The 22,235-nt window shown below is 36.2% G+C and carries 22 protein-coding genes; 3 read left to right on the forward strand and 19 right to left on the reverse strand.

Annotated elements, in window-relative coordinates:
* Positions 1–2 precede the first annotated feature (2 nt).
* The 14 genes from recO to deoC all read right to left on the reverse strand — a co-directional run bounded on the left by recO (position 3) and on the right by deoC (position 12,515).
* Positions 3–773: a DNA repair protein RecO gene (recO, locus tag EK386_RS01060; RefSeq protein WP_126657154.1), complete on the reverse strand. Its 771-nt coding sequence runs from the start codon at positions 771–773 to the stop codon at positions 3–5.
* 85 nt (positions 774–858) lie between these two features.
* Complete coding sequence (gene era / locus EK386_RS01065; RefSeq protein WP_126657155.1) at positions 859–1,773, reverse strand: GTPase Era; 915 nt, start codon at positions 1,771–1,773, stop codon at positions 859–861.
* Positions 1,773–2,174: a cytidine deaminase gene (locus EK386_RS01070; protein ID WP_179965981.1), complete on the reverse strand. Its 402-nt coding sequence runs from the start codon at positions 2,172–2,174 to the stop codon at positions 1,773–1,775. Before EK386_RS01070 ends, era begins: the two co-directional genes overlap by 1 nt.
* Before the next feature lie 181 nt (positions 2,175–2,355).
* Entirely contained in the window at positions 2,356–2,706 is a 351-nt protein-coding gene (locus EK386_RS01075) for a diacylglycerol kinase family protein (RefSeq protein ID WP_126657156.1), read from the reverse strand.
* Positions 2,693–3,181 carry an rRNA maturation RNase YbeY gene (gene ybeY, locus EK386_RS01080; protein ID WP_179965982.1) on the reverse strand — a complete coding sequence of 163 codons (489 nt, stop codon included), beginning with the start codon at positions 3,179–3,181 and terminating at the stop codon, positions 2,693–2,695. Before ybeY ends, EK386_RS01075 begins: the two co-directional genes overlap by 14 nt.
* A 7-nt stretch (positions 3,182–3,188) precedes the next feature.
* Positions 3,189–5,306, reverse strand: a complete 2,118-nt coding sequence (locus tag EK386_RS01085; protein WP_126657158.1) for an HD family phosphohydrolase — start codon at positions 5,304–5,306, stop codon at positions 3,189–3,191.
* A 289-nt stretch (positions 5,307–5,595) separates the two neighbouring features.
* Positions 5,596–6,552: a PhoH family protein gene (locus EK386_RS01090; RefSeq protein ID WP_126657159.1), complete on the reverse strand. Its 957-nt coding sequence runs from the start codon at positions 6,550–6,552 to the stop codon at positions 5,596–5,598.
* 2 nt (positions 6,553–6,554) lie between these two features.
* Positions 6,555–7,679, reverse strand: coding sequence for a sporulation protein YqfD (locus EK386_RS01095; RefSeq protein WP_126657160.1), 1,125 nt, complete (start codon positions 7,677–7,679; stop codon positions 6,555–6,557).
* On the reverse strand, positions 7,663–7,917 hold the full coding sequence (locus EK386_RS01100; RefSeq protein ID WP_126657161.1) for a hypothetical protein: 255 nt from the start codon (positions 7,915–7,917) through the stop codon (positions 7,663–7,665). Before EK386_RS01100 ends, EK386_RS01095 begins: the two co-directional genes overlap by 17 nt.
* 104 nt (positions 7,918–8,021) lie before the next feature.
* A complete protein-coding gene (locus EK386_RS01105) occupies positions 8,022–8,495 on the reverse strand; it encodes a YqfB family membrane protein (RefSeq protein ID WP_126657162.1) in 474 nt (157 codons plus the stop codon).
* Positions 8,496–8,860: 365 nt separating this feature from the next.
* Positions 8,861–9,859, reverse strand: coding sequence for a flotillin-like protein FloA (gene floA / locus EK386_RS01110; RefSeq protein ID WP_126657163.1), 999 nt, complete (start codon positions 9,857–9,859; stop codon positions 8,861–8,863).
* A complete protein-coding gene (locus EK386_RS01115; RefSeq protein WP_126657164.1) occupies positions 9,856–11,187 on the reverse strand; it encodes an NfeD family protein in 1,332 nt (443 codons plus the stop codon). The genes floA and EK386_RS01115 overlap by 4 nt, the downstream gene beginning before the upstream one ends.
* A gap of 368 nt (positions 11,188–11,555) precedes the next feature.
* Positions 11,556–11,729 (reverse strand): 30S ribosomal protein S21, encoded by a 174-nt coding sequence (rpsU, locus tag EK386_RS01120; protein ID WP_004227078.1) that lies wholly within the window; start codon positions 11,727–11,729, stop codon positions 11,556–11,558.
* 117 nt (positions 11,730–11,846) lie between these two features.
* Positions 11,847–12,515 carry a deoxyribose-phosphate aldolase gene (deoC, locus tag EK386_RS01125; protein ID WP_126657165.1) on the reverse strand — a complete coding sequence of 223 codons (669 nt, stop codon included), beginning with the start codon at positions 12,513–12,515 and terminating at the stop codon, positions 11,847–11,849.
* A gap of 266 nt (positions 12,516–12,781) precedes the next feature.
* On the opposite strand from deoC, the gene EK386_RS01130 reads away from it, so the two are divergent.
* Genes EK386_RS01130 through EK386_RS01140 form a run of 3 tightly spaced genes read left to right on the forward strand, consistent with a single transcriptional unit; the run spans position 12,782 to position 15,630 of the window.
* Positions 12,782–14,293 (forward strand): glucosyltransferase domain-containing protein, encoded by a 1,512-nt coding sequence (locus EK386_RS01130; RefSeq protein ID WP_126657166.1) that lies wholly within the window; start codon positions 12,782–12,784, stop codon positions 14,291–14,293.
* Between the two features lie 10 nt (positions 14,294–14,303).
* Entirely contained in the window at positions 14,304–15,236 is a 933-nt protein-coding gene (locus EK386_RS01135; RefSeq protein WP_126657167.1) for a glycosyltransferase family 2 protein, read from the forward strand.
* Entirely contained in the window at positions 15,220–15,630 is a 411-nt protein-coding gene (locus tag EK386_RS01140; protein WP_126657168.1) for a GtrA family protein, read from the forward strand. Before EK386_RS01135 ends, EK386_RS01140 begins: the two co-directional genes overlap by 17 nt.
* A 61-nt stretch (positions 15,631–15,691) precedes the next feature.
* On the opposite strand, the gene mtaB is transcribed toward EK386_RS01140, so the two are convergent.
* The 5 genes from mtaB to dnaK all read right to left on the reverse strand — a co-directional run bounded on the left by mtaB (position 15,692) and on the right by dnaK (position 22,199).
* Complete coding sequence (gene mtaB / locus EK386_RS01145) at positions 15,692–17,026, reverse strand: tRNA (N(6)-L-threonylcarbamoyladenosine(37)-C(2))-methylthiotransferase MtaB (RefSeq protein WP_126657169.1); 1,335 nt, start codon at positions 17,024–17,026, stop codon at positions 15,692–15,694.
* Positions 17,027–17,042: 16 nt separating this feature from the next.
* Positions 17,043–17,786 carry a 16S rRNA (uracil(1498)-N(3))-methyltransferase gene (locus tag EK386_RS01150; RefSeq protein ID WP_126657170.1) on the reverse strand — a complete coding sequence of 248 codons (744 nt, stop codon included), beginning with the start codon at positions 17,784–17,786 and terminating at the stop codon, positions 17,043–17,045.
* 117 nt (positions 17,787–17,903) lie between these two features.
* The gene (gene prmA, locus EK386_RS01155) at positions 17,904–18,845 is read right to left on the reverse strand and encodes a 50S ribosomal protein L11 methyltransferase (RefSeq protein WP_126657274.1); all 942 of its coding nucleotides are present in this window, start codon (positions 18,843–18,845) and stop codon (positions 17,904–17,906) included.
* Between the two features lie 86 nt (positions 18,846–18,931).
* Positions 18,932–20,044, reverse strand: a complete 1,113-nt coding sequence (gene dnaJ, locus EK386_RS01160; RefSeq protein ID WP_126657171.1) for a molecular chaperone DnaJ — start codon at positions 20,042–20,044, stop codon at positions 18,932–18,934.
* Positions 20,045–20,360: 316 nt separating this feature from the next.
* Positions 20,361–22,199 carry a molecular chaperone DnaK gene (gene dnaK, locus EK386_RS01165; protein WP_126657172.1) on the reverse strand — a complete coding sequence of 613 codons (1,839 nt, stop codon included), beginning with the start codon at positions 22,197–22,199 and terminating at the stop codon, positions 20,361–20,363.
* Between the last annotated feature and the right edge of the window lie 36 nt (positions 22,200–22,235).

Raw genomic sequence — 22,235 nt, forward strand, 5'->3', positions numbered from 1 at the left:
CCTTATTCTTCATTTTGTTTACGGATAAGTAATGGCGTTCGTTCTAACTGTTCGATAAAAGTGCGAGATTTAAGACGAATGCCTGTTTGTTCCTCATAAATCGTCGTTACAATTTTTTTAATAAATTGTTTCGTCTCACGCTTTAGCTCTAATTTTCCCACTTGGTCAATTGGAACAGAATAAAACATCCGAATTAACTTTAATTGCTTTGGGGAAAGTCGAATAATATATGGATCTACATGAAAACAACGATGACATATAAACCCACCTTGAGTAAACGAAAAGGCAAACTCACCTTCTACCTGCCCACATGCAGCACATTTATGCAATATCGGTTGCACCCCAGCAAACGGGAGCATTTTCCAATCAACAAATAGAACAATTGCTTCTGGATCGTACTCTTCCTCTAATGCGTTCATCGCCTGCAATAGTACTTCAAATGCAAAGGGTTGTGGTCCACCTTCTTCAACTAATCGATCTACAAGTTCTACCATATAACTAGCATAAGCAGTCGTTAGAATATCTGTTTGAATATGGCGCATCGAGCTAATATGTTCCCCTTGCTGAAGGGTTCCCATACCAGAAGATCTTTGCACAATAAACATGCCATGCATAAATGTTTGTGTCACACCTGCTAAACGACTAGTTGGTTTCTTTGCCCCACGCGCCATAACAGCCACTTTGCCCGCTTCTCTTGTTAGTAATGTAACAATCTTATTGGATTCCCCGTATGCACGAGATTTTAATACAATGCCTTCCCATTTATTTAACATTCGTAGGCACTTCCTTCTATTGTTCTATCTTCTATTATACATAAAAAAGAACACTTACCTCATCGTAAGCATTCTTTCTTTTCTATTAGTATTCGTCTTCTCGATACCCAAAGTCGCGTAAATGAGCGGATTTATTACGCCAATCTTTTTGTACTTTCACCCATAATTCAAGGTAAATTTTTGAGCCGAGAAGCATTTCAATATCTTTTCTTGCTTGAATCCCAACTTCTTTTAACAAGGCACCGCGTTTTCCGATGACAATCCCCTTTTGTGAATCACGTTCCACCATAATCGTCGCTTGAACACGGATCTTATTTTCATTTTCTTCATCACGTTTAATTTTATCAATGACTACCGCGATGGAATGCGGAATTTCTTCGCGCGTTAAATGAAGCACTTTTTCACGAATCATTTCTGAAATAATAAAACGTTCTGGGTGATCTGTTACTTGATCTGCAGGGTAATATTGTGGACCTGCTGGTAAGTAGTTTTCAATTGTCTGTAATAAACTGTCTACATTGTTCCCTTGAAGCGCAGAAATTGGAACTATTTCAGCAAAAGGAAATTTTGATTTATACGATTCGATAATTCCAATTAGTTCATCTGGATGAATTTGGTCGATTTTATTAATTACGAGAAATACTGGTGTTTTCGTTCCTTCTAGTAATTCAAGAATAAACTCATCACCCTTACCGATCGCCTGTTCCGCATTCACCATGAACATAATAATGTCCACTTCTTTTAACGTATTTTTCGAAACCTTGATCATAAATTCGCCAAGTTTATGCTTCGGCTTATGAATTCCTGGTGTATCGATAAAAATGAGTTGCGATTGATCACGCGTTAAAACACCTTGAATTTTGTTTCGCGTTGTTTGTGGTTTGTCGGACATGATGGCAATTTTTTGACCAATCACTCGATTCAGAAACGTTGACTTTCCTACATTAGGTCGTCCGATAATTGAAATAAATCCTGATTTAAAGCTTGTGTTTTCTTGCATTAATTTAAATCCTCCGGTGAAAAGGCACCTGGTAAAAGCTCGCCCACTGTCGTTAGTTTTGTATCGCCTTTTAAATTTGTTAAATATACTGGCATATCTTTTGCGCAAAACTCAGAAATTACTTGTCTACAAGCACCACACGGCGAACAAGGTCCTTGTGTATCCCCAACGACCGCTAATGCTTTAAACTTTTTAACTCCTTCTGATACAGCTTTAAAAATGGCTGTACGTTCTGCACAATTCGCTAATCCATAGCTAGAGTTTTCAATGTTACAACCTTGATAAATTGTTCCATCTTCTGCTAAAAGCGCTGCACCTACTTTAAATTTCGAATAAGGTACGTATGCATTTTCTCGAGCAATTTTTGATTGTTCAATTAAATTGTTCATATCGATTGTCATATCTATCCGACTCCTTTTAATCCTTTATTAGAAATTTGAATTTTCTAAACTGCAAACAGGGGCTAGCTGCGAACGCCAGCTCCTCTAAACTTGCGAAAACCCCTTCGAGGACAAAAAGCGTCCTCTTGTGGTTTCCTCCAGTTGTTGTCGGAGCTAAACGGGCGTTCTCCGCTTTTCTTATTTATAACCATTTTGGTATAAAAATGAGTAATCCGATTATAACACTTGATATGGCAAAAACAAGTACCGCACCTGCTGCTACGTCTTTTGCTTGTTTTGCAAATGGATGAAAAGTTGGTGATGCTAAATTGACGACACTTTCAATAGCAGTATTCACCATTTCAGTGCCGATCACTAAAGAAATGGCAACAATTATAAATAGCCATTCGATCGTACTTAAGCCCGTTAAAAAACCAACAAATACGACAATGATTGCACTTATAATATGAATGCGCATATTCTGTTCTTTTAATGCTGTAAAGATGCCATAAAATGCATATCCAAAAGATTTGATGAGCTTAGGAAAGTCCACTTGGATCACGACCTAAGCCAAACGAAGATAAAATTTCATCCTGTTTGCCAAACATAACTTTTTCGTCTTCTTCTGTCATATGGTCGTAGCCTAAAAGATGTAAAAAACCATGAACAGCTAAAAATCCTAGCTCTCTTTCAAAAGAATGCCCATATTCGGCAGCTTGCTCTTTTGTACGGTCTGTTGAGATAATAATATCGCCTAAAATTCTCGGAATACCTTCTCCAATAATCTCTACTTCCCCTTCCCCCATTTCCTCTAGTGCAAAGGAAATAACGTCTGTAGGTTGGTCTTTATCGCGATATTCACGATTAATTTCATGAATTGCCTCATTTGTGACGAAAGTAATTGAGACCTCACTTCCGTCTTCAATATTTAACTTATTTGCTGCATGCTGAAGTAATTTTTCAACAAGTTCCGTATGTTCTTGTTTTACTTCATTTGTTTCATCTAGAAAGTCAATATTCAGCATGATTTCCTCCTTATTCATCTTTCGGGTATTCAATCCGTGAATGGAAAATACCATTTAATGTTTCACAAAGAACCACTTCAATTTTCTTTAATTCTTTAATGGAAACATCACATTCATCAAATTGATTTTCTTGAACACGACCTTGTATAATCGAATACACAAGTTTTTGAATTTTTTCTGCATTCGGTTGTTTCATAGAACGTACTGCCGCTTCTACACTGTCAGCGATACTAATCACTGCAGCTTCTTTTGTTTGTGGTTTTGGTCCAGGATACATAAATGCCTTTTCTTCAATGTCTTTACCTTCTTCTTTTGCCTTATGTAAAAAGAACTTTAACGTACTTGTTCCATGATGTTGTAATGCAATATCAATAATTTCCTTAGGCATTTTATAACTTTCTAACAATTTCGCTCCATCTGTCGTATGGGCAATGATGATTTCGGCACTTCTCTCAGGGGGCAAGGAATCATGTGGGTTAATACCAGACATTTGATTTTCAATGAAAAATGCCGGGCGCTTTGTCTTCCCTAAATCATGATAATAACATCCTACCCGCGCTAGCAATCCATCTGCCCCAATTGCTTCACATGCCGCTTCAGCTAAGTTAGCAACCATGACACTATGGTGATAAGTTCCTGGTGTTTCAGTTAATAGTTTTTTCAATAAAGGATGATTTGGGTTAGACAGTTCAATTAATTTCATTGTCGACAAGATTCCAAAAGCTGATTCAAAGAATGGTAATAATCCCATTGTTAATGCCCCAGAAACTATACCGGAAGTAATACCCGCAACACCATAAAATAGTTGCTCAGACAATCCGTAATCCGACTGTGACATTAATAAATAAAATCCTATAAAAGCTATGTTTACGATTGATACAACACCACAAGCCTTCAATAAATGGGATCGTTTTTCAATACTTCGCATAAAGAAAATACTTGCTAAACCACCAAAAATTATATATAGTGCAATATCCATTTGTAAAACGGCCGCGTATCCTTCATGGAACATCACACCTGCAGAAGCAGCAGTTAAGACGGTAACTAAAGTGGCTGCTCTTTCATTTGCTAATAATCGGACAAGCATTGTTGCTAATGCTGTTGGATATAAAAATGCGATCGTTACATCAAACTGATCCGTTAATTGCCCTAACAATTTCATTAAAATAATGGACATAGCATAAACGATGACAGTCACAAGTACAGCATTCCGTTTTTTCGTTAATTCCATTTTAGAACGAATAAATAAAATATAAAGGAAGGACATTTGTAATAGAACAAAAATCGCTAACCCGACAACTGGTTTTATCGTTGCTTGGTTATTTAATAATCCCAATAATTCAAGTTGTCTATAGACTTCCCGATTAATTAATTCTCCTTCTTGTACAATGATCTGTCCTTGTAATATACGAGTAGGCTCTACTTCTTCACGTGCTTTATGAATTAATTCTTTTGTTTTCGTTTCATCTAATGTTTCCGTTTCGATAATCGCAGCACGTCCAATGACAATTACTGCATTTAATATCTCTACATCCAAGTTAGGCGCTTGTCGAATTTTTGTTTCAATTTCATTTCTTTTCAAATTTATTTCTTCGATTCGAATCGCATCGCTTAAAGTCGTTTCCACTAAATCCGAAACTATTTTCATCGCATTATGTATGGAAGCATCAGATACTGTCATTAGAGATTGCAGTTGGCTATTTGTAAAGATAAGCTGTGACTGACTATCTGTAATTTCCTTTAGCTTATTTCGTAGTTGTGTAATTTGATTGTCAATGGAAGCCTCGGCATCTTTTCCTTTTACTTCCGTCCGTACATCCGACACGATATCAAATAATGAATTTACCAATGCTACTCTATGTTTTGCCGTTTCTTCGTTATACACATAAACGGGTTCAATGCTTTCTTCAGCATGATCTCGCTCTTGTTCTGTTTTCACAGTGTCTTCTACCGTCTTTACAGCACGAATCGTTTCAGGTGCTAATTGAAAAGCTTGGATATCATATGTTGTACCCCGAACATTCCCAAGCATTAATAGAAATTGGAGCAATCCAGTAAAAATTAATACGATTATTAATAAAGTTCGAAAACTAATCATTTCCATAATTTTTTTATAGTGCTTACCCATTACGCACCCCCAAAAATTTCTATATATATTAGTTTACCAATTTATTAGTATAATTTCATGGAATGTTATTTAAATTATAAGAAATCAAGTGAATATTTGTCGAATCATAGGAATATAAAAAAATATTACCAATTAACCTAAATAGCATTTATCTACTGACATACACAAAACAACTTCAACTAATTATCTATGGAAAAATGAAAAGTTCACTTTATGTTTTCCCCATAGAAATAGAAAAATGCGTACGAGTGTTAATTTCGCACACATTTTCCCAAATTTAATATCGATTTTACAATTCTTGATCTGTATATGCTTGAATAATTTTTGCTACAAGTGGGTGACGTACTACATCACCAGCCTCCAATATTTGGAAATTAATATCTTTTACATATTTTAATGTTCGTTCTGCAACAATTAATCCTGATTCCGTATTTTTTGGTAAGTCAATTTGCGATTTATCACCTGTAATCACCATTTTTGAACCAAAGCCTAAGCGAGTTAGGAACATTTTCATCTGAGCATGAGTTGTATTTTGCGCTTCGTCTAATATAACAAATGCATCATCCAGGGTACGTCCACGCATGTATGCTAAAGGTGCAATTTCAATCGTACCACGTTCAATTAAACGTTGCGTTTGCTCAGGACCATAAATATCATGTAATGCATCATAAAGTGGTCTTAAGTACGGATCAACCTTTTCTTTTAAATCACCTGGTAAAAATCCAAGTGATTCCCCTGCTTCAACAGCTGGTCGTGTTAAAACAATACGTTTTACATGACCATTTTTTAATGCTTGTGTCGCCAATACAACAGCTAAATACGTTTTCCCTGTACCAGCTGGCCCGATCCCAAACACTAGGTCATTATGACGAATCGCTTTTATGTATTCGCGTTGACCTATTGTTTTCGCTCGAATTGGCTTTCCTTTATAATTTCGTGCAATTTCCTCTTCATATAATTCCGCAAAGTATTCAATTGTCCCTTTATTCACCATTTCTATTGCTGTCGATACATCACGCGAATCAATATTAATCCCTTTTCGAATTACTTTAAGTAATGCCTGTAAAAGGCTTGTAACTTGTTCCTTTTGTTTGTCTTCCCCTGTAATTTGAATCACTTCGCCACGCGTTATTATACGTACCTGGAATGTCTCTTCAATCAGTTTTAAATTTGCATCACTCATTCCAAGCAACATAACTGCTTCGTTTGGATTTTCAACTTGTAATTCTGATAATTGTTCTGACATAATCAATCTCCTTGGACAATAGGGTAGTTTTTTGCAATATTTTCATTTACCAAAAATAGGACTTTCCCTTTAACTTTATCATCATCGAATGTAACGTGCAAAATGTTTTCCTTTTTTATAATTGTTTTTGGTGGTAAAGATTTTAATATTTTTTCGTGCAATAGAGGCAAAATGAATGATTCTAGTTGTTCTTCGGAAATCTCTTGTGTTACCGTGATGTACTTTTGAGTCTTTTTGATTTCGATAAATCTTGAAAGCCACTTTGGTAAATCGACTTTTTGAAACGATTTTCCTTGCTCCTTTTCATTATTTATTTTGAAATCAAATATCCACTCTCGATTACTAGCTGAAATATATTTTACTTTTCTTGGAATCTCAAAATCTGTTTCCAGCCAGTAGTCTGCATAAACTGCTCCAGCAGCACCAATCACGATTGATTTATCACCAACCGTTATGACACCAGATACGAGTGTATCCCCTGTATAAACAGTGGTGTTAGGTAATACACGACGTTCCCCACTTGCGATTTCAAAATGTGAAACAACTCCACTTTTTGAAGCGACTAAATGGTTTTTCCCTTTTGGTTTATTTTCTTTCGTATCTGTAAGCGGCGCAAGTTGGGGCACAATGGTCATGCTACTACCTGTTTTTATTATATGCACCCATGACAAGTCTCTTAACTGCTCCATAATCGTTTGTCGTATTTCAAAGTCCGATTTTACTTGTCCTTTTAATGTTGGATGGTCAAATGCTAATTTTTCATTGATTACCTTTTCTACAGCGACTCGTAATTCAGGTGTCTCGGCCTCCACATTTACTTTCCAAATAAATTGCGAACCAACAATTGGAATTAAAATTAAAAAGAGCAAGCCTAAAGCTGTCCAACTATTTTTTTGGAATATCCGTGATACTTGCAAATAGCGAATTTTTATTTTCAACCGATATCTTTTTCTTGATTCACGAACCACTTTAATGTCTTTCCGAGTAATTTCAAACGTGATTTCATTTTCTAAATGGGTCAAATTTTTGATTTTGACCTTTTTTGCATGTAAATGTTGAATAAATGCATTGGCCGCATTGTTTTTTGTCATCCTTATTTCAACAGGGCGATTATCGAATTTTTTCATAATCCGTCACCTGTCTTTTCATCTCTAGACTTTGAAGATCTTCCACATGTATTATAAATTCTTCCTCTTTTAACACATCTATATGTACCTTCTCCGCTTTTATTAATATTGAAAAATTTTCATATAGAAATGCACAATGTTTTTCCGAAGCTTCTAAAAATTTATATGTACCAATTAATCTCAATTGGCGACAGTTTATTAATTCAATTAATGGATCGCTTTGAAATAATTTTTTCAAAAGAAAATGCCCCCTTTCGCAAAGTATATGCTTATACGAAAAGGGACATGATATCATTTTCAATTAGAAAGTTAATTGTTACAAAGGTTTAATAATCGGTTGAATTACCGTTGCTTTGCCTTTGGAGGTCCTAAAATCTCAGAAGTAATAATTGCTTGCACTAAGGCATCTCGTGTTGTAGGAACATAGCTACCGATTTCATTACTTGCAATCGGGTCTCTCTTAGCAGAACGAGTTGTATTCATTACATTCCGATTCGATGTACGATTGGTATCTAAAGATTTTCTTGCAGTAGGAGCTGCCATTGGTTTTTCTACTCTTTCAACAGCGATCTTTGGTACTTCTTTTTTCACTTCTGGCTGACTTGTTGTAGGATTGGCTTTTTCATTTAATTGTTCAAATATTTCACTAGCAAAATCCTCCAACGTTCGTCTTTTCGGTAACTCTCGCTGCGTCTCGAACGTTTGCTGAGGTTTACTGTTAAATGGGGGCATCGGTTTTTGATTTTTGGCATTTTTGTTTCCTTTGAACAATGCACTAAAAATCAGAGCGATGACCATTATGATAATACCTTCCAACTTCATACACTCCCTTCGTCAGGTGTGTGAATATATTTGTGAAAGAGGCTGTCTAATCAGTAAACTGCCTCCAATTAAATAGACAAATAAGATAATAAAATTTTTACTTTTATTATTTTTATTAGTAATTTAAAAAAGGGTTACGTAGTGAGCGGACTTAGCACACAAGCCGCAAAGCCACGTTGTCCGTGTCTTTACGACTTGTCTTCGTGCTTTGTGAAAGGTCCGCTCACATAATGTATCTCCAACTTATCTTTCATGATTTAGTGCGCGGCTTACAGTGGTAGGCCGCGTTTTCTAACTTTAGTTGACTTCCTAAGCGTTACGTAATTTACTATTTTTTGGATAGCCCCGTTTATTTTTCATTATTTTTGTGGTGCATCTGGTTTGTCATTTGTTACTTTTGCAATTGAGTCACGCATTGAAGTGTCTGCTTGGATATTTTTATAGTTCATATAATCCATAATGCCAAAGTTTCCAGAACGTAATGCTTCTGAAATGGCCATTGGCACTTCTGCTTCTGCTTCGACTACTTTCGCCTTCATCTCTTGAACGCGGGCAACCATTTCTTGCTCTTGTGCTACAGCCATTGCGCGACGTTCTTCCGCTTTTGCCTGGGCAATATTTTTATCTGCTTGTGCCTGCTCGATTTGTAGTTCTGCACCGATATTTTTACCGATATCTACATCGGCAATGTCAATGGATAAGATTTCAAATGCCGTACCTGAGTCTAGACCTTTTGACAAAACCGTTTGTGAAATCCTATCCGGGTTTTCTAGTACATCTGTATGTCTTTCTGCACTACCGATTGTCGAAACAATCCCTTCCCCAACACGGGCAATAATTGTTTCTTCCCCGGCACCCCCAACTAGTCGTTCAATGTTTGCACGTACAGTAATTCTTGCTTTTGCTTTTACTTCAATCCCGTTCATTGCCATACCAGCAATAAATGGTGTTTCAATTACTTTTGGATTTACAGACATTTGCACCGCTTCTAATACATCACGACCTGCTAAGTCAATCGCAGCGCAGCGTTCAAATGGTAATTCAATATTTGCGCGGTGTGCGGCAATTAATGCATTGATCACACGGTCAACATTACCACCTGCTAAATAATGCGATTCTAATTGGTTAATTGTTACGTCTAATCCTGCTTTGTGCGCTTTAATCAAAGGATTAACTACTCGTGCGGGAATTACGCGACGTAATCTCATTCCGATTAATGTGAAAATACTTACTTTTACACCTGCTGCAATGGCACTAATCCATAGCGCTACTGGTACGAATGTAAAGAATACTGCTAAGACAATAATTACGAGAACAATCCCGATAATCAGACTTATTGCTGCTGCATCAAAAATCATATTTTTTCCACTCCTTCTTTCATTTCTCTCACGACGATGCGCGAACCTTCAACTTGGATTATTTCTACTTTTTTCTTTGAATCAATATAACTACCTTCTGAAACAACATCGATTCGTTCATTTCCTACGACAACTGTACCTGCAGGGCGTAGCGGTGTAATCGTCTCACCTATTTTTCCCAATAATTCAATTCGATTTACATTCGACACATAGCCCTCTTCCGTTGTCGTTGCGTCTCTCAAAATCAATTTATTAAAGACATGAAGATTTTTCCCAAAGAATTTCATTAGTACCACCATTCCCATTACAGCGATAAACAGTGCGATTAAAATTGAATACGCCATGTGAACCACACTCTCTCCTGCAAATAATAAACTAATGATCATGAATGCGCCACCAATAATACCGACAATGCCACCTGGTACAAAAAGTTCTGAGACAAGCAAAATTAATCCAACAACGAAAATTAAAACAGATTCATATCCTGCTAATCCTGCTACCATATGACCAAAGAAAAATGCTGCAAATGCCGTCAAAGCAGTAAGTCCAGGCCAACCAAAACCAGGGGAAAATAACTCAATCATTAATCCTAGACTTGCGACTGTCAATAAAAGTGTAACAACAATTGGATTCGTTATGAAGCGGGCTATTTTTTCAGCAAATGTCGGCTCAATTGAAATGACTTCGCTATCTTCTAACCCAATTCTCGCTAGCACATCACTTAAAGTTTTAACCGTCCCCTCAGAATAACCGACTTCCAGCGCTTCTGAAGCAGATAACGTTAGAAGCTTTCCTTCTGGCGCTCGTAATTCAGGAAGGTTAACGGTTTTATCTGCCATCGCTTGTGCGTAAATTGGCTTACGTTTCGAGGATTCGGCAGCTACTTTCATTGTCGTGATCCATGCACTATTGGCTTTTTCATCTGCTGCATTTCCTGCACTATCGATAATTGCAGCCGCACCCATCGTTCCATCGGGGACCATATAAATTTTATCTGCATGTAACGCTAAAAATGCTCCCGCTGAATGAGCCTTCGAATTAATAAACGCAATAATCTCAACCGGTGTATTGTCCATTAATTTCGCAATATCTTCAGCTGCATCCGTAAATCCGCCGGGTGTATGTATTTCCAAAATGATGGCTTTTGCATCTGCTGTAACCGCTTCCTCAAATGCCCGTTGTAAAAAAGCATAAAGACCTTTTTCCACTTCATCTTCAAGTGGGATATGGTAAACATTTTTATTTGCATGGGCAGTCAAACTTGGAAAAATGAATGTAAATGATAGCAAACAAATTAAGATCCAGCTAATACTCGATGTTTTTTTCATTTTGCCTCGCCTCCCCTCAAAATTGTTGATACTACTTTTACGGATCACGATGAAAAAGGTTTCAAAATTTCTGAGAATAATATTTGTTTATATGTAAAATGTATTTCATGAAACATATGCTATAAATGAATCATCACCCTAACTTGGAGTTAATTTCCGCTCTGGCTGGACGCTTTCCTAGGGGCGTGGCTGCAGCTCCAATCAACAACTTAGTTAGATAATTTTTTGTCATCCCCACTTTTCGTTGATGAACCCTATAAATGTAAAATACCCTAGTATTTGCATAAATACAAATACTAGGGTATTGTTTTTTTCGCTTTTAGTGAATCATAAAATTGCGTGTTATGAACGTAGGGATTGTTAGGAAATTACCACTTACGTTTACGTGCAGCTTCTGATTTCTTTTTACGTTTAACGCTAGGCTTTTCGTAAAATTCGCGTTTTCTTACTTCCTGAATTGTACCACTTTTTGATACAGTACGTTTGAAGCGGCGAAGAGCATCTTCAAGCGATTCGTTTTTTCTAACGACAGTTTTTGACATCTCTCTTTCCCTCCCTCCGAACACACGTCAATACACAAATAATTAATTGTTACTTGTGTACTAAAGAATTATATCGTACTGTTTTTAAACAGTCAATAGAAAAAATTACATTTATATTTAATAGTTTGAATCTGAAATTAATCCGTTCATAATCGCTACACCCGAACTTGCACCGATACGAGTAGCTCCTGCTTCAACCATATTTTTCATATCTTCAAGACTTCGTACCCCACCAGAAGCTTTAACACCTACGTTAGGACCAACCGTATTACGCATTAATTTTACATCTTCAATGGTAGCGCCACCTGTAGAAAAACCAGTAGAAGTTTTTACGAAATCTGCACCAGCCTCGACAGAAAGTTCACATGCCTTCACTTTTTCTTCATCCGTTAATAAACATGTTTCAATAATTACTTTTACTAATGTTCCATTCGCCGCATCAACTACAGCCTTTATATCATCACGTACGAAGTCATATTCGCCATTTTTTAAAGCACCAATATTGATGACCATATCAATTTCCCCGGCACCTTCTTCAATAGCATTCGTTGTTTCAAATGCTTTCACTTTTGAAGTTGTAGCACCAAGTGGGAAGCCAATTACCGTACAAACCTTAACATTTGTACCTTTTAATAATTGGGCACTTAAATTTACCCATGTAGGATTGACACAAACTGATGCAAATTCGTATTTTTTTGCTTCTTCACATAATGCTTCAATTTGCGTTTGAGTTGTTTCTGCTTTTAATAATGTATGGTCAATTAATGCAGCATAATTTTGAGTCATAATATTACTCCTTTTTCTCTAAGTTAAAAATACAGTTTTAAGTATACATGATAACAATTCACGTGACAAAAACCACAAAATTCACACTATTTTGCTCTTTCATCATTAAGTTGTTGAAAAACAGTTTATTTATACTCTAAAAAGGATTTCAAATATAGCCTTTTAGATGATCCATTTCTAGGCAAATATTATATTAAGAGAATTTTATACAATTGTGTAAGGTTGGCTATAATGTGTAAAAAGATAGTAAATTGGGGGCGAATTTAGTGGAGCGGTTATTAAGTTATTTTGATCGTAAAATAACAAGAAGAATGAGACTCACATTTCTTATAACTTTCTTTTCCGGGCTATTCGTTCATTTATATATTATTACAAATGGATTTGTTAACCGGGACACGATGTACAATTATTATTCTACTCAAAATATGAGTGGATCTGGCCGTTTTACATTGACTTACTTAGCAGGGATTAGTAGTTATTTTGATATCCATTTAGTAAATGGCTTGCTGTCTATCATCTATCTAGCCCTTAGTGTCACTTTGTTAGTTGAGTTACTTGATATTCATTCAAAGTTAGCAATTAGTTTTACAGCCATTTTATATACGGCATTTCCAACAGTTGCTGGAATCTTAACTTATATGTTTACAGCAGATGGTTATCATCTTGCATCGTTGCTAGCGGTGCTTTCAATTTTTTTCATAAAAAAAATAAACAATTCTTATATATCCATTCTCATCGCGAGTTTAGCTATTTATGTTTCAATTGGATCTTATCAAGCAAATTTAACACTTGTATTAACTCTATTATTAATATTATTCGTTGTCGATATGCTAGACAAAAACAAATTTCCACTATCTTTTTATGTAAAAAGTTTTGCTTCGGTCTTTATAGGACTTGGCATCTATGTCATTCATTTTAAATGGTATGAAAAATATTCAGAAAAAGGATTAACTAGCTATAAAGGGATTAATGAATCAGGAAACATTAACGTTGAACATATTACGCGCTCGCTTGAAACGAGTTCGAATGAAATGAAATCGTTTCTCTTTAATTCAGGAGATTTTGTTAATACTTTCGAAAAATTTAATTTAGTTTATTTTATACTGCTTTTCATCATGTTCGTTATCTATATCATCGTTCAAAAGGTAAATCTGATTAATGTAATTGGTTTAATCGTTGTTATCGTTCTCACACCGTATATCACTCATATTATTTTCTTTATATCACCAGGTGTTGAATACCATATTTTAATGAAACAAAATTTAGCACTTTTATTTATAGTCGGTGTTGTTATACTAGATCGATTCATTAAGCATACGTCCATTACCATCACGAGTTTGAACATTGTATTTACCTTTAGTATTTTTCTCGTCGCTTTCAACAATGTAATTATCACGAATATTTATTACGAACAGTTTGAAGATGTCAATAAACATAACGAAGCTTTAATGACACAAATTGCTTATGATATACGGCACCTTGATGGTTACAACGGAGACCTCAAAATTATTACACAAGGTACCCTTAGAAATCATTTATCCGTTCGTGATCGCTATAAAAAAGTACCCCATAATGTTGGGATCTCTTCAACGATTGCATACGATACAAATACCTTTGTTTATTATATGAACAACGAAATTGGATTGAAAAATGAAGTGAAAAGAAATATACGAGAGTTCATTGAGAAACATAAAGAAGAAATTGATTCATTAAATACATGGCCTAATCAATCATCGATGAAAATCATTGAAGATACGATTGTCATAAATTTCGAATGAGGAAAATGATATGGGAAAAATGAGTATTATATTACCAGCCTATAACGAAGAAGAAAACATAAATCTAGTTTACGAAACACTTAAAGAGTTACTCGATACAAATAACATTCCATTTGAGCTACTCTTTATAAATGATGGGTCAACGGATCATACTTGGAACGAAATTAAAAAAATTAATGATGCACGCTGTATTGGAATAAATTTTACTCGAAATTTCGGAAAAGAAGCTGCGATTAATGCCGGATTAAAAAATGCTTCTGGTGATTGTGTCGTTGTCATGGACTCAGATTTACAACACTCTCCTTCTACGTTAATCGAAATGTATAGGCTCTGGCTTGCAGGCTACGATATCGTGGAAGGGATAAAAAATTCTAGAGGTAATGAATCTTCACTGCATAAATTTTTTGTGAAATCCTTTTATAAACTAATTTCAAGGCTTACACATATCGATTTGGAAAACTCTTCAGATTATAAATTATTAGATCGTAAAGTGGTCAATGCTTTAAATAATCTAAAAGAAAAAAATCGATTTTTCCGCGCATTGTCATTTTGGCTAGGGTTTAAACAAGCGTTTGTTAAATATGACGTTCAAACTAGAGTAACTGGTCATAGTAAATGGTCAACAAAATCACTTATACTCTACGCCCTAAATAATATCACTTCCTTTTCTACAGCTCCTTTACAAATCGTTACCTTTTTTGGATGCATCTATTTATTATTTGCATTTTTATTAGGGAGTTATGTATTAATTCAATATTTTCTAGGGTATTCATTAGAGGGATTTACAACGGTCATTTTATTAACGTTAATCATTGGTAGTACATTAATGATTTCACTAGGAATCATCGGAATCTATATAGGTAAAATTTATGTAGAAATAAAAGATCGCCCAAATTTTATTATTAAAGAACGGACTACACATCATAATGAAATGGACAATTAATTCTTCATTTTTTCGTTTTCTATTAGTCGGGATCATTAATACATTAGTCGGAACATCAATCATGTTTTTAGCTTACAACTTATTTCATTTATCCTACTGGGTTTCTTCCTTTTTGAATTACTTTATCGGCAGTATTGTAAGCTACTTTTTAAATAAATATTATACCTTCAAACAAAAAGAGCGAAGTTTCCAGGAGGTTATTTTATTTATCGTAAACATTTTAATCTGTTATTTTGTTGCTTATTACTTGGCAGCAAAAATAGTAAGTTATCTATTATCCGATTATTCTACAGCTATCATTGACAATATATCGATGGTTGTCGGAATGATATTATTTGTACTTTTAAACTATACCGGACAAAGATTCATCGTATTTTCAAAATCTAAACAATAGAAAAATGCACCTCAAACATTAGCCTTTCGACTAATGCTTAGGTGCATTTATTTCGTCAATCTTACAATTCTACTGCATCCAATACACGAACAAATTGCCCTTCATTATACGGATATCCAGCTTTCGTAATTTTAACTTTAATTAACTTTCCAATCATCTCTTCAGTACCTTCAAAAACAACACGTAAATAATTGTCTGTGTAGCCAACAATTAGATTTTCTTGGTCAGCCTCTTTATAATGCTCTTCCGGAATAACTTCTAACACTTCACCATCAAAACGTGAAGCATATTCTTTTGCTAGCTGATCATTTAACGTTAATAAACGATGAACACGCTCATTTTTCACGTCCTCGTCTACTTGGTCTTCCATACGTGCTGCAGGTGTGCCTGTACGTTTTGAGAATGGGAATACATGAAGCTCTGCAAATTTATGTTTTGCAATAAAGTTATATGTTTCCATAAACTCTTCTTCTGTTTCACCTGGGAAGCCAACAATGACGTCTGAAGTAATGGCTAAATCCGGTAAAGCCTCATTTAAGCGCTCAAGACGTTCCGCAAAGAAGTCCATTGTATATTTACGACGCATACGCTTTAACACGGTATCAGAACCTGATTGAATTGGAATGTGCAAATGACGTACAACAATATTTGAATTTTTTAATACTTCAATGACTTCATCTGTTATTTGAGACGCTTCAATTGATGAAATACGTAAACGTTTTAAACCTTTTACATTCGCTTCTAAGTCACGAAGTAATTGCGCTAAATTATAATCTTTGAAATCTTGTCCATATCCACCTGTATGAATACCCGTTAGGACGATTTCAAGGTACCCAGCATCCACTAGGGCTTGCGCTTGTTTAATTACTTCTTGTGGGTCACGTGAACGCATTAAACCGCGCGCCCATGGAATAATACAAAATGTACAGAAGTTGTTACAGCCTTCTTGGATTTTTAATGACGCGCGAGTACGGTCAGTGAAATATGGTACATCTAATTCTTCGTAAACACGATTTTTCATAATGTTACGAACAGCATTAATTGGCTGACGTTCTTGGCGATATTGATCTATGTACCCTAGCATTTTTTGACGATCTTGCGTACCAACAACGATATCAACACCAGGAATCGCCATAATTTCTGCAGGGGATGTTTGTGCATAACAACCGGTTACACAAATAACTGCATCGGGATTTTGACGCACTGCACGACGAATGACTTGACGGGATTTTTTATCGCCCGTGTTTGTTACAGTACATGTATTGATGACATAAACGTCCGCTTGATGATCAAATTCAGTACGTTCATATCCTTGTTCTTTAAAAAGCTGCCAAATTGCTTCTGTTTCATAATGGTTTACTTTACAGCCTAATGTATGAAAAGCCACCGTTGACACTGGCGAACACCTCTTCTTATTCAAATTCGTATGATATCGCAGCAAGCGCATATAACGGCGCTGTTTCTGCTCGTAATATTCTAGGACCAAGGGACATTGTTTGACCACCAGCTTCTATTAAGCTTGATGCCTCTTTACGAGAAATACCGCCTTCAGGACCGAAAATTAATAAAATAGACTTCAGTTCATTATCATACACTTTTTTTAGTTTGTCCGCAAATCTTGTGCGCACGTCACTTTTAGCATCTTCTTCATCTGCTATAAAAATAGCATCGTAATTGGAAACAGTTGTAAGTAATTGCTTAAAGGTAATTGGATTATGAATTTCTGGAATTAAGGTACGATGGGATTGCTCAGCTGCTTCTTTTGCTATTTTTTGAAGTCGCTCGGTCTTTTTTTCACCCTTTTTATCATCCCATTTCACAACAGAACGTTCCGCAGCAAAAGGAATCAATGCATACATTCCTAACTCTGTGCCTTTTTGTGTAATTAGGTCTAATTTATCGCCCTTTGGTAATCCACAGGCAATCGTCACCTGGATCGGCATTTCGGGTGAAGACAGTGTTTCTCCTGTTTGTTTGACGATCACATCTTGTCCTGTTTGAATAATCTCACAGATGTAAGCAGTCCCTTGTTGTACGACGACAATGGGCTCGCCCACCTCCATTCGCATAACTCTTAAAATATGTTTTGCATTTTCACCGGAGATTGTTAGTTCATTTTGATTCGTAAATGGTTCATCTACAAAATAACGTTGCATGTAACGCACACCTTTTCGATAGAATAATAATAAAAAAAGAGGGAGTTGACGGTAGCTTACTACGGACAACTCCCTTATAAGAAATAGTGAAGATGAACATCCATCACTGATTCAGTATCATTCTGGTTTTTTGGCTATAATTGCAACCCAATCTTCCATCATTAATACTTCATTAATGATAAATCCGGATTTTTCTAGAGCCGCTTTTACGTCCTCTTTTTTTGCGCTAATAATACCTGACGTAACATATAATCCACCTGGTTTCACAATAGAGAAAGCATCATCAGTGAACGTCATAATAATTTCAGCAAGAATGTTCGCTACGACAATATCAGCAGGTTCCTTCACTGTATCTAATAAATTGCCATGAAACACTTCCGCAATATGCTGTACTTTATTATGTTCGATATTTTCTTTTGCTGCGTTTACTGCCACTATATCTAAATCTAATGCATGAACACTTTTAGCACCTAACATCGCTGCAGCAATGGATAAAACACCTGAACCCGTTCCAACGTCTACAACAGTATCACCTGCACCTACAACCTTCTCTAATGCTTGTAAACACATAACAGTTGTTGGATGGGTTCCTGTACCAAAGGCCATTCCTGGATCGAGTTCAATAATTAATTCATCTGTACTTACTGGTGTATATTCTTCCCATGTTGGTACAATTGTAAAACGCTCAGATATTTTTACTGGATGATAATATTGCTTCCAAGCAGTCGCCCAATCTTCCTCATTGACTTCAGAAGTAGTGAAGAGATTTTCACCTAGATTAATATCAAAATTACTTAGATTTGCAATTGCAAGCTTTATTTCTTCAACAGTTTCAGCTAAAAAGCTAGAAGCAGGTAAATAAGCTTTTACAACAACACCACTAGTTGGAAAATCATTTGGATCTAAAGCATAGATTTCACCAAATTGATCTATTCTTTCTTTATTTATTTCAGTTGAATCTTCAATTACAACGCCACTTGCTCCAGCTTCATGTAAAATATTTGAAATTGCTTCAACTGCTTCATTTGTTGTTAAAATTGACAATTCCGTCCATTTCACTTGCAATCAGCTCCTCTTAATTTTGAGATTAATTTTACCCCATTTTTTCCCCACGTTTATACGGAAGTTTAATGAATGAAGAAAAACTATTCACCTTTTAATGTTTTTTTGATTTTATCGAATAATGAACTACTTTGTTCTTCTGGAATATCGCCACTTATTTCAGCAAAATCACGTAATAATTGTTTTTGCTTCTCTGTCAGTTTTGATGGTGTTACGACTTTTACAATGACATATTGATGTCCTGTGCCATAGCCGTGTACGTTTTTTACACCTTTATCTTTAATGCGGAATTGTGCACCGGATTGAGTACCTGCTGGAATTTTCAATTTTACTTTTCCATGAATTGTAGGTACTTCGATTTCATCACCTAAAGCTGCTTGTGGGAATGTTAATTTTAATTCGTAGTAGATATCGTCGCCATCTCGTTCAAAATATTCATGGTCTCGAACGTTAAAGACAATATACAAGTCCCCTGCTGGCCCACCATTTATACCTGGTTCGCCTTGACCAGACACTCTTAGTTGTTGGCCATCATCAACCCCAGCTGGAATCGTCACTTTAATTTTCTTACGTTTTTGAACAGTACCTGAACCGTGACAAGTTGAACATTTCTCTGGAATGATCTTTCCAGTACCACGACAAGTATTACATGTACGACGATTTACCATGCGGCCAAATGGTGTGTCAACCGCTTGATTTATTTGACCAGATCCACTACATGTTGAACATGTTTTTGGACTTGTTCCTGGTTTTGCACCAGAGCCATGACAAGTATCACATGTTTCATCTTTTGGAATTTCAATTTCGGTTTGTTTTCCAAATACGGCATCTTCAAAGGAAATGTTCATACGATATTGAAGGTCATCACCTTTTCGTGGTGCATTTGGATCGGAGCGACGACCACCGCCACCAAAGAAGGAGCTGAAAATGTCTTCGAAGCCACCGAAACCACCTGCTCCACCAAAGCCACCTTGACTCGGCCCTTCATGACCGAATTGATCGTAACTTGCACGCTTACTATCATCACTCAACACTTCATAGGCTTCAGCTATTTCTTTAAATTTTTCATCGGCTCCAGGTTCTTTATTTAAATCTGGATGGTATTGTTTGGAAAGTTTACGATAAGCCTTTTTTATTTCATCTTTGCCTGCAGATTTACTAACTCCAAGCACCTCATAATAATCGCGTTTACTCATAACTCACACTCCGCTCTTGTATACATAACGTATATTGTAACATAGTTTTTCTTAAGTCTGTGCAATGAAAAAGTCAAAGACGAAAAACGGTCTTTGACTTTTTCTTATTGTCTAGCTACAGCGGCTAGCTCTTTGCGAAACTTCAACTTCCTCCTGCGCATGCAAGCATGCTTGTCGAAAGTTTCCGATGCACATGGATGTACGAGTGTCGACAATGCCACAAAGGAACTTTGCGACGAGTAATCGCAGGAGCACGATGTGGCGTTTTTGTCGACCAGTTTCTTAAGAGCTGGACGAACCGCTTTCGCTTTTCTTATTACTTATCGTCTTTTACTTCTTCAAAGTCTGCATCTACAACGCCGTCATCTTTTTTATCTGCTGTTTGACCTGCGTCAGCTCCGCCTTGGGCTGCTTGTGCAGCAGCTGCAGCTTGCTCGTATACTTTCATCACTAACGGTTGTAGTACACCTTCTAGTTTTTCTTTAGAAGACTTAATTCCTTCAATTTCACCAGCTTCTAATGCTTTTTTCAATTCTTCTTTTGCATCTTCTACTGATTTTTTCTCATCTTCTGTAATTTGCTCGCCTAGGTCCGCAATTGTTTTGTCTACTTGGAACACTAATTGGTCTGCTTCGTTACGAAGTTCTGCTTCTTCTTTGCGTTTTGCATCTGCTTCAGCGTTTGCTTCTGCATCTTTTACCATACGTTCGATTTCTTCGTCTGATAAACCTGAATCCGATTGAATAACGATTGTTTGTTCTTTTTGCGTACCTAAATCTTTTGCTTTTACAGACACAATACCGTTTTTATCGATATCAAATGTTACTTCGATTTGTGGGATTCCACGTGGTGCTGGTGGAATGTCCGCAAGTTGGAAGCGACCTAAAGTTTTGTTATCTGCTGCCATTGGACGTTCACCTTGAAGCACGTGAATATCTACTGCTGGTTGGTTATCAGCTGCAGTTGAGAATACTTGCGATTTTGACGTTGGGATTGTTGTATTACGTTCGATTAATTTTGTGAATACGCCACCCATTGTTTCAATACCAAGGGAAAGTGGAGTTACGTCAAGTAATACGATATCTTTAACGTCACCAGTTAATACGCCACCTTGAACAGCTGCACCCATTGCAACTACTTCGTCAGGGTTTACGCCTCTGTGTGGTTCTTGGTTTGTTTCTTTTTTCACTGCTTCTTGTACTGCAGGAATACGAGTAGAACCACCTACTAAAATCACTTTATCAAGATCTGAAGCAGAAAGTCCTGCATCTGATAGAGCTTGACGAGTTGGGATAATTGTACGTTCTACTAAATCACGTGTAATCTCATCAAATTTCGCACGTGATAAGTTTACTTCTAAGTGAAGTGGGCCATCTGCACCCGCAGTAATGAATGGTAATGAAATTTGAGTAGATGTTACACCTGATAAATCTTTCTTCGCTTTTTCAGCTGCATCTTTTAAACGTTGCATTGCCATTTTATCTTTTGATAAATCAATGGCATTTTCTTTTTTGAATTCTTCTACTAAGTAGTCGATTACTTTTTGGTCAAAGTCATCTCCACCTAGTTTGTTATCCCCAGCAGTTGCAAGTACTTCAAATACACCATCACCAAGTTCTAAGATGGAAACGTCGAATGTACCTCCACCAAGGTCGAATACTAAGATTTTTTGATCAACGTCTTGTTTATCTAAACCATAAGCAAGTGCTGCTGCAGTTGGTTCGTTAATAATACGTTCAACTTCAAGACCTGCAATTTTACCAGCGTCTTTTGTTGCTTGGCGTTGTGCATCGTTGAAGTATGCAGGTACAGTAATAACTGCTTTCGTTACTTTTTCACCTAAATAATCTTCAGCATAGCCTTTTAAATATTGTAAAATCATCGCTGATACTTCTTGAGGAGTATATTCTTTATCTTCAATTTGTACTTTTTCTGATGTACCAATTTTAGATTTAATAGACAAAATCGTATTAGGGTTTGTGATTGATTGGCGTTTTGCTACTTCCCCAACTTGACGTTCACCATTTTTAAAGGATACTGCAGATGGAGTTGTGCGGTTGCCTTCTGGATTTGGGATTACTTTTGGTTCCCCACCTTCTAATACAGCTACACAAGAGTTTGTTGTTCCTAAGTCAATACCAATAATTTTACTCATAGTTAAATTTTGCCTCCTATTATTGAAAACACTTTA

The sequence above is a fragment of the Lysinibacillus antri genome (genome assembly GCF_003977595.1).
In the GTDB taxonomy this organism is placed as follows: Bacteria; Bacillota; Bacilli; order Bacillales_A; family Planococcaceae; genus Ureibacillus; species Ureibacillus antri.

Excerpts from the sequence above, each read along its gene's own strand:
- recO (WP_126657154.1), bottom strand. The coding sequence starts at position 773 with ATGTTAAATAAATGGGAAGGCATTGTATTAAAATCTCGTGCATACGGG.
- era (WP_126657155.1), bottom strand. The coding sequence starts at position 1,773 with ATGCAAGAAAACACAAGCTTTAAATCAGGATTTATTTCAATTATCGGA.
- EK386_RS01070 (WP_179965981.1), bottom strand. The coding sequence starts at position 2,174 with ATGACAATCGATATGAACAATTTAATTGAACAATCAAAAATTGCTCGA.
- EK386_RS01085 (WP_126657158.1), bottom strand. The coding sequence starts at position 5,306 with ATGGGTAAGCACTATAAAAAAATTATGGAAATGATTAGTTTTCGAACT.
- EK386_RS01090 (WP_126657159.1), bottom strand. The coding sequence starts at position 6,552 with ATGTCAGAACAATTATCAGAATTACAAGTTGAAAATCCAAACGAAGCA.
- EK386_RS01095 (WP_126657160.1), bottom strand. The coding sequence starts at position 7,679 with ATGAAAAAATTCGATAATCGCCCTGTTGAAATAAGGATGACAAAAAAC.
- floA (WP_126657163.1), bottom strand. The coding sequence starts at position 9,859 with ATGATTTTTGATGCAGCAGCAATAAGTCTGATTATCGGGATTGTTCTC.
- EK386_RS01115 (WP_126657164.1), bottom strand. The coding sequence starts at position 11,187 with ATGAAAAAAACATCGAGTATTAGCTGGATCTTAATTTGTTTGCTATCA.
- rpsU (WP_004227078.1), bottom strand. The coding sequence starts at position 11,729 with ATGTCAAAAACTGTCGTTAGAAAAAACGAATCGCTTGAAGATGCTCTT.
- deoC (WP_126657165.1), bottom strand. The coding sequence starts at position 12,515 with ATGACTCAAAATTATGCTGCATTAATTGACCATACATTATTAAAAGCA.
- EK386_RS01135 (WP_126657167.1), top strand. The coding sequence starts at position 14,304 with ATGGGAAAAATGAGTATTATATTACCAGCCTATAACGAAGAAGAAAAC.
- EK386_RS01140 (WP_126657168.1), top strand. The coding sequence starts at position 15,220 with ATGAAATGGACAATTAATTCTTCATTTTTTCGTTTTCTATTAGTCGGG.
- EK386_RS01150 (WP_126657170.1), bottom strand. The coding sequence starts at position 17,786 with ATGCAACGTTATTTTGTAGATGAACCATTTACGAATCAAAATGAACTA.
- dnaJ (WP_126657171.1), bottom strand. The coding sequence starts at position 20,044 with ATGAGTAAACGCGATTATTATGAGGTGCTTGGAGTTAGTAAATCTGCA.
- dnaK (WP_126657172.1), bottom strand. The coding sequence starts at position 22,199 with ATGAGTAAAATTATTGGTATTGACTTAGGAACAACAAACTCTTGTGTA.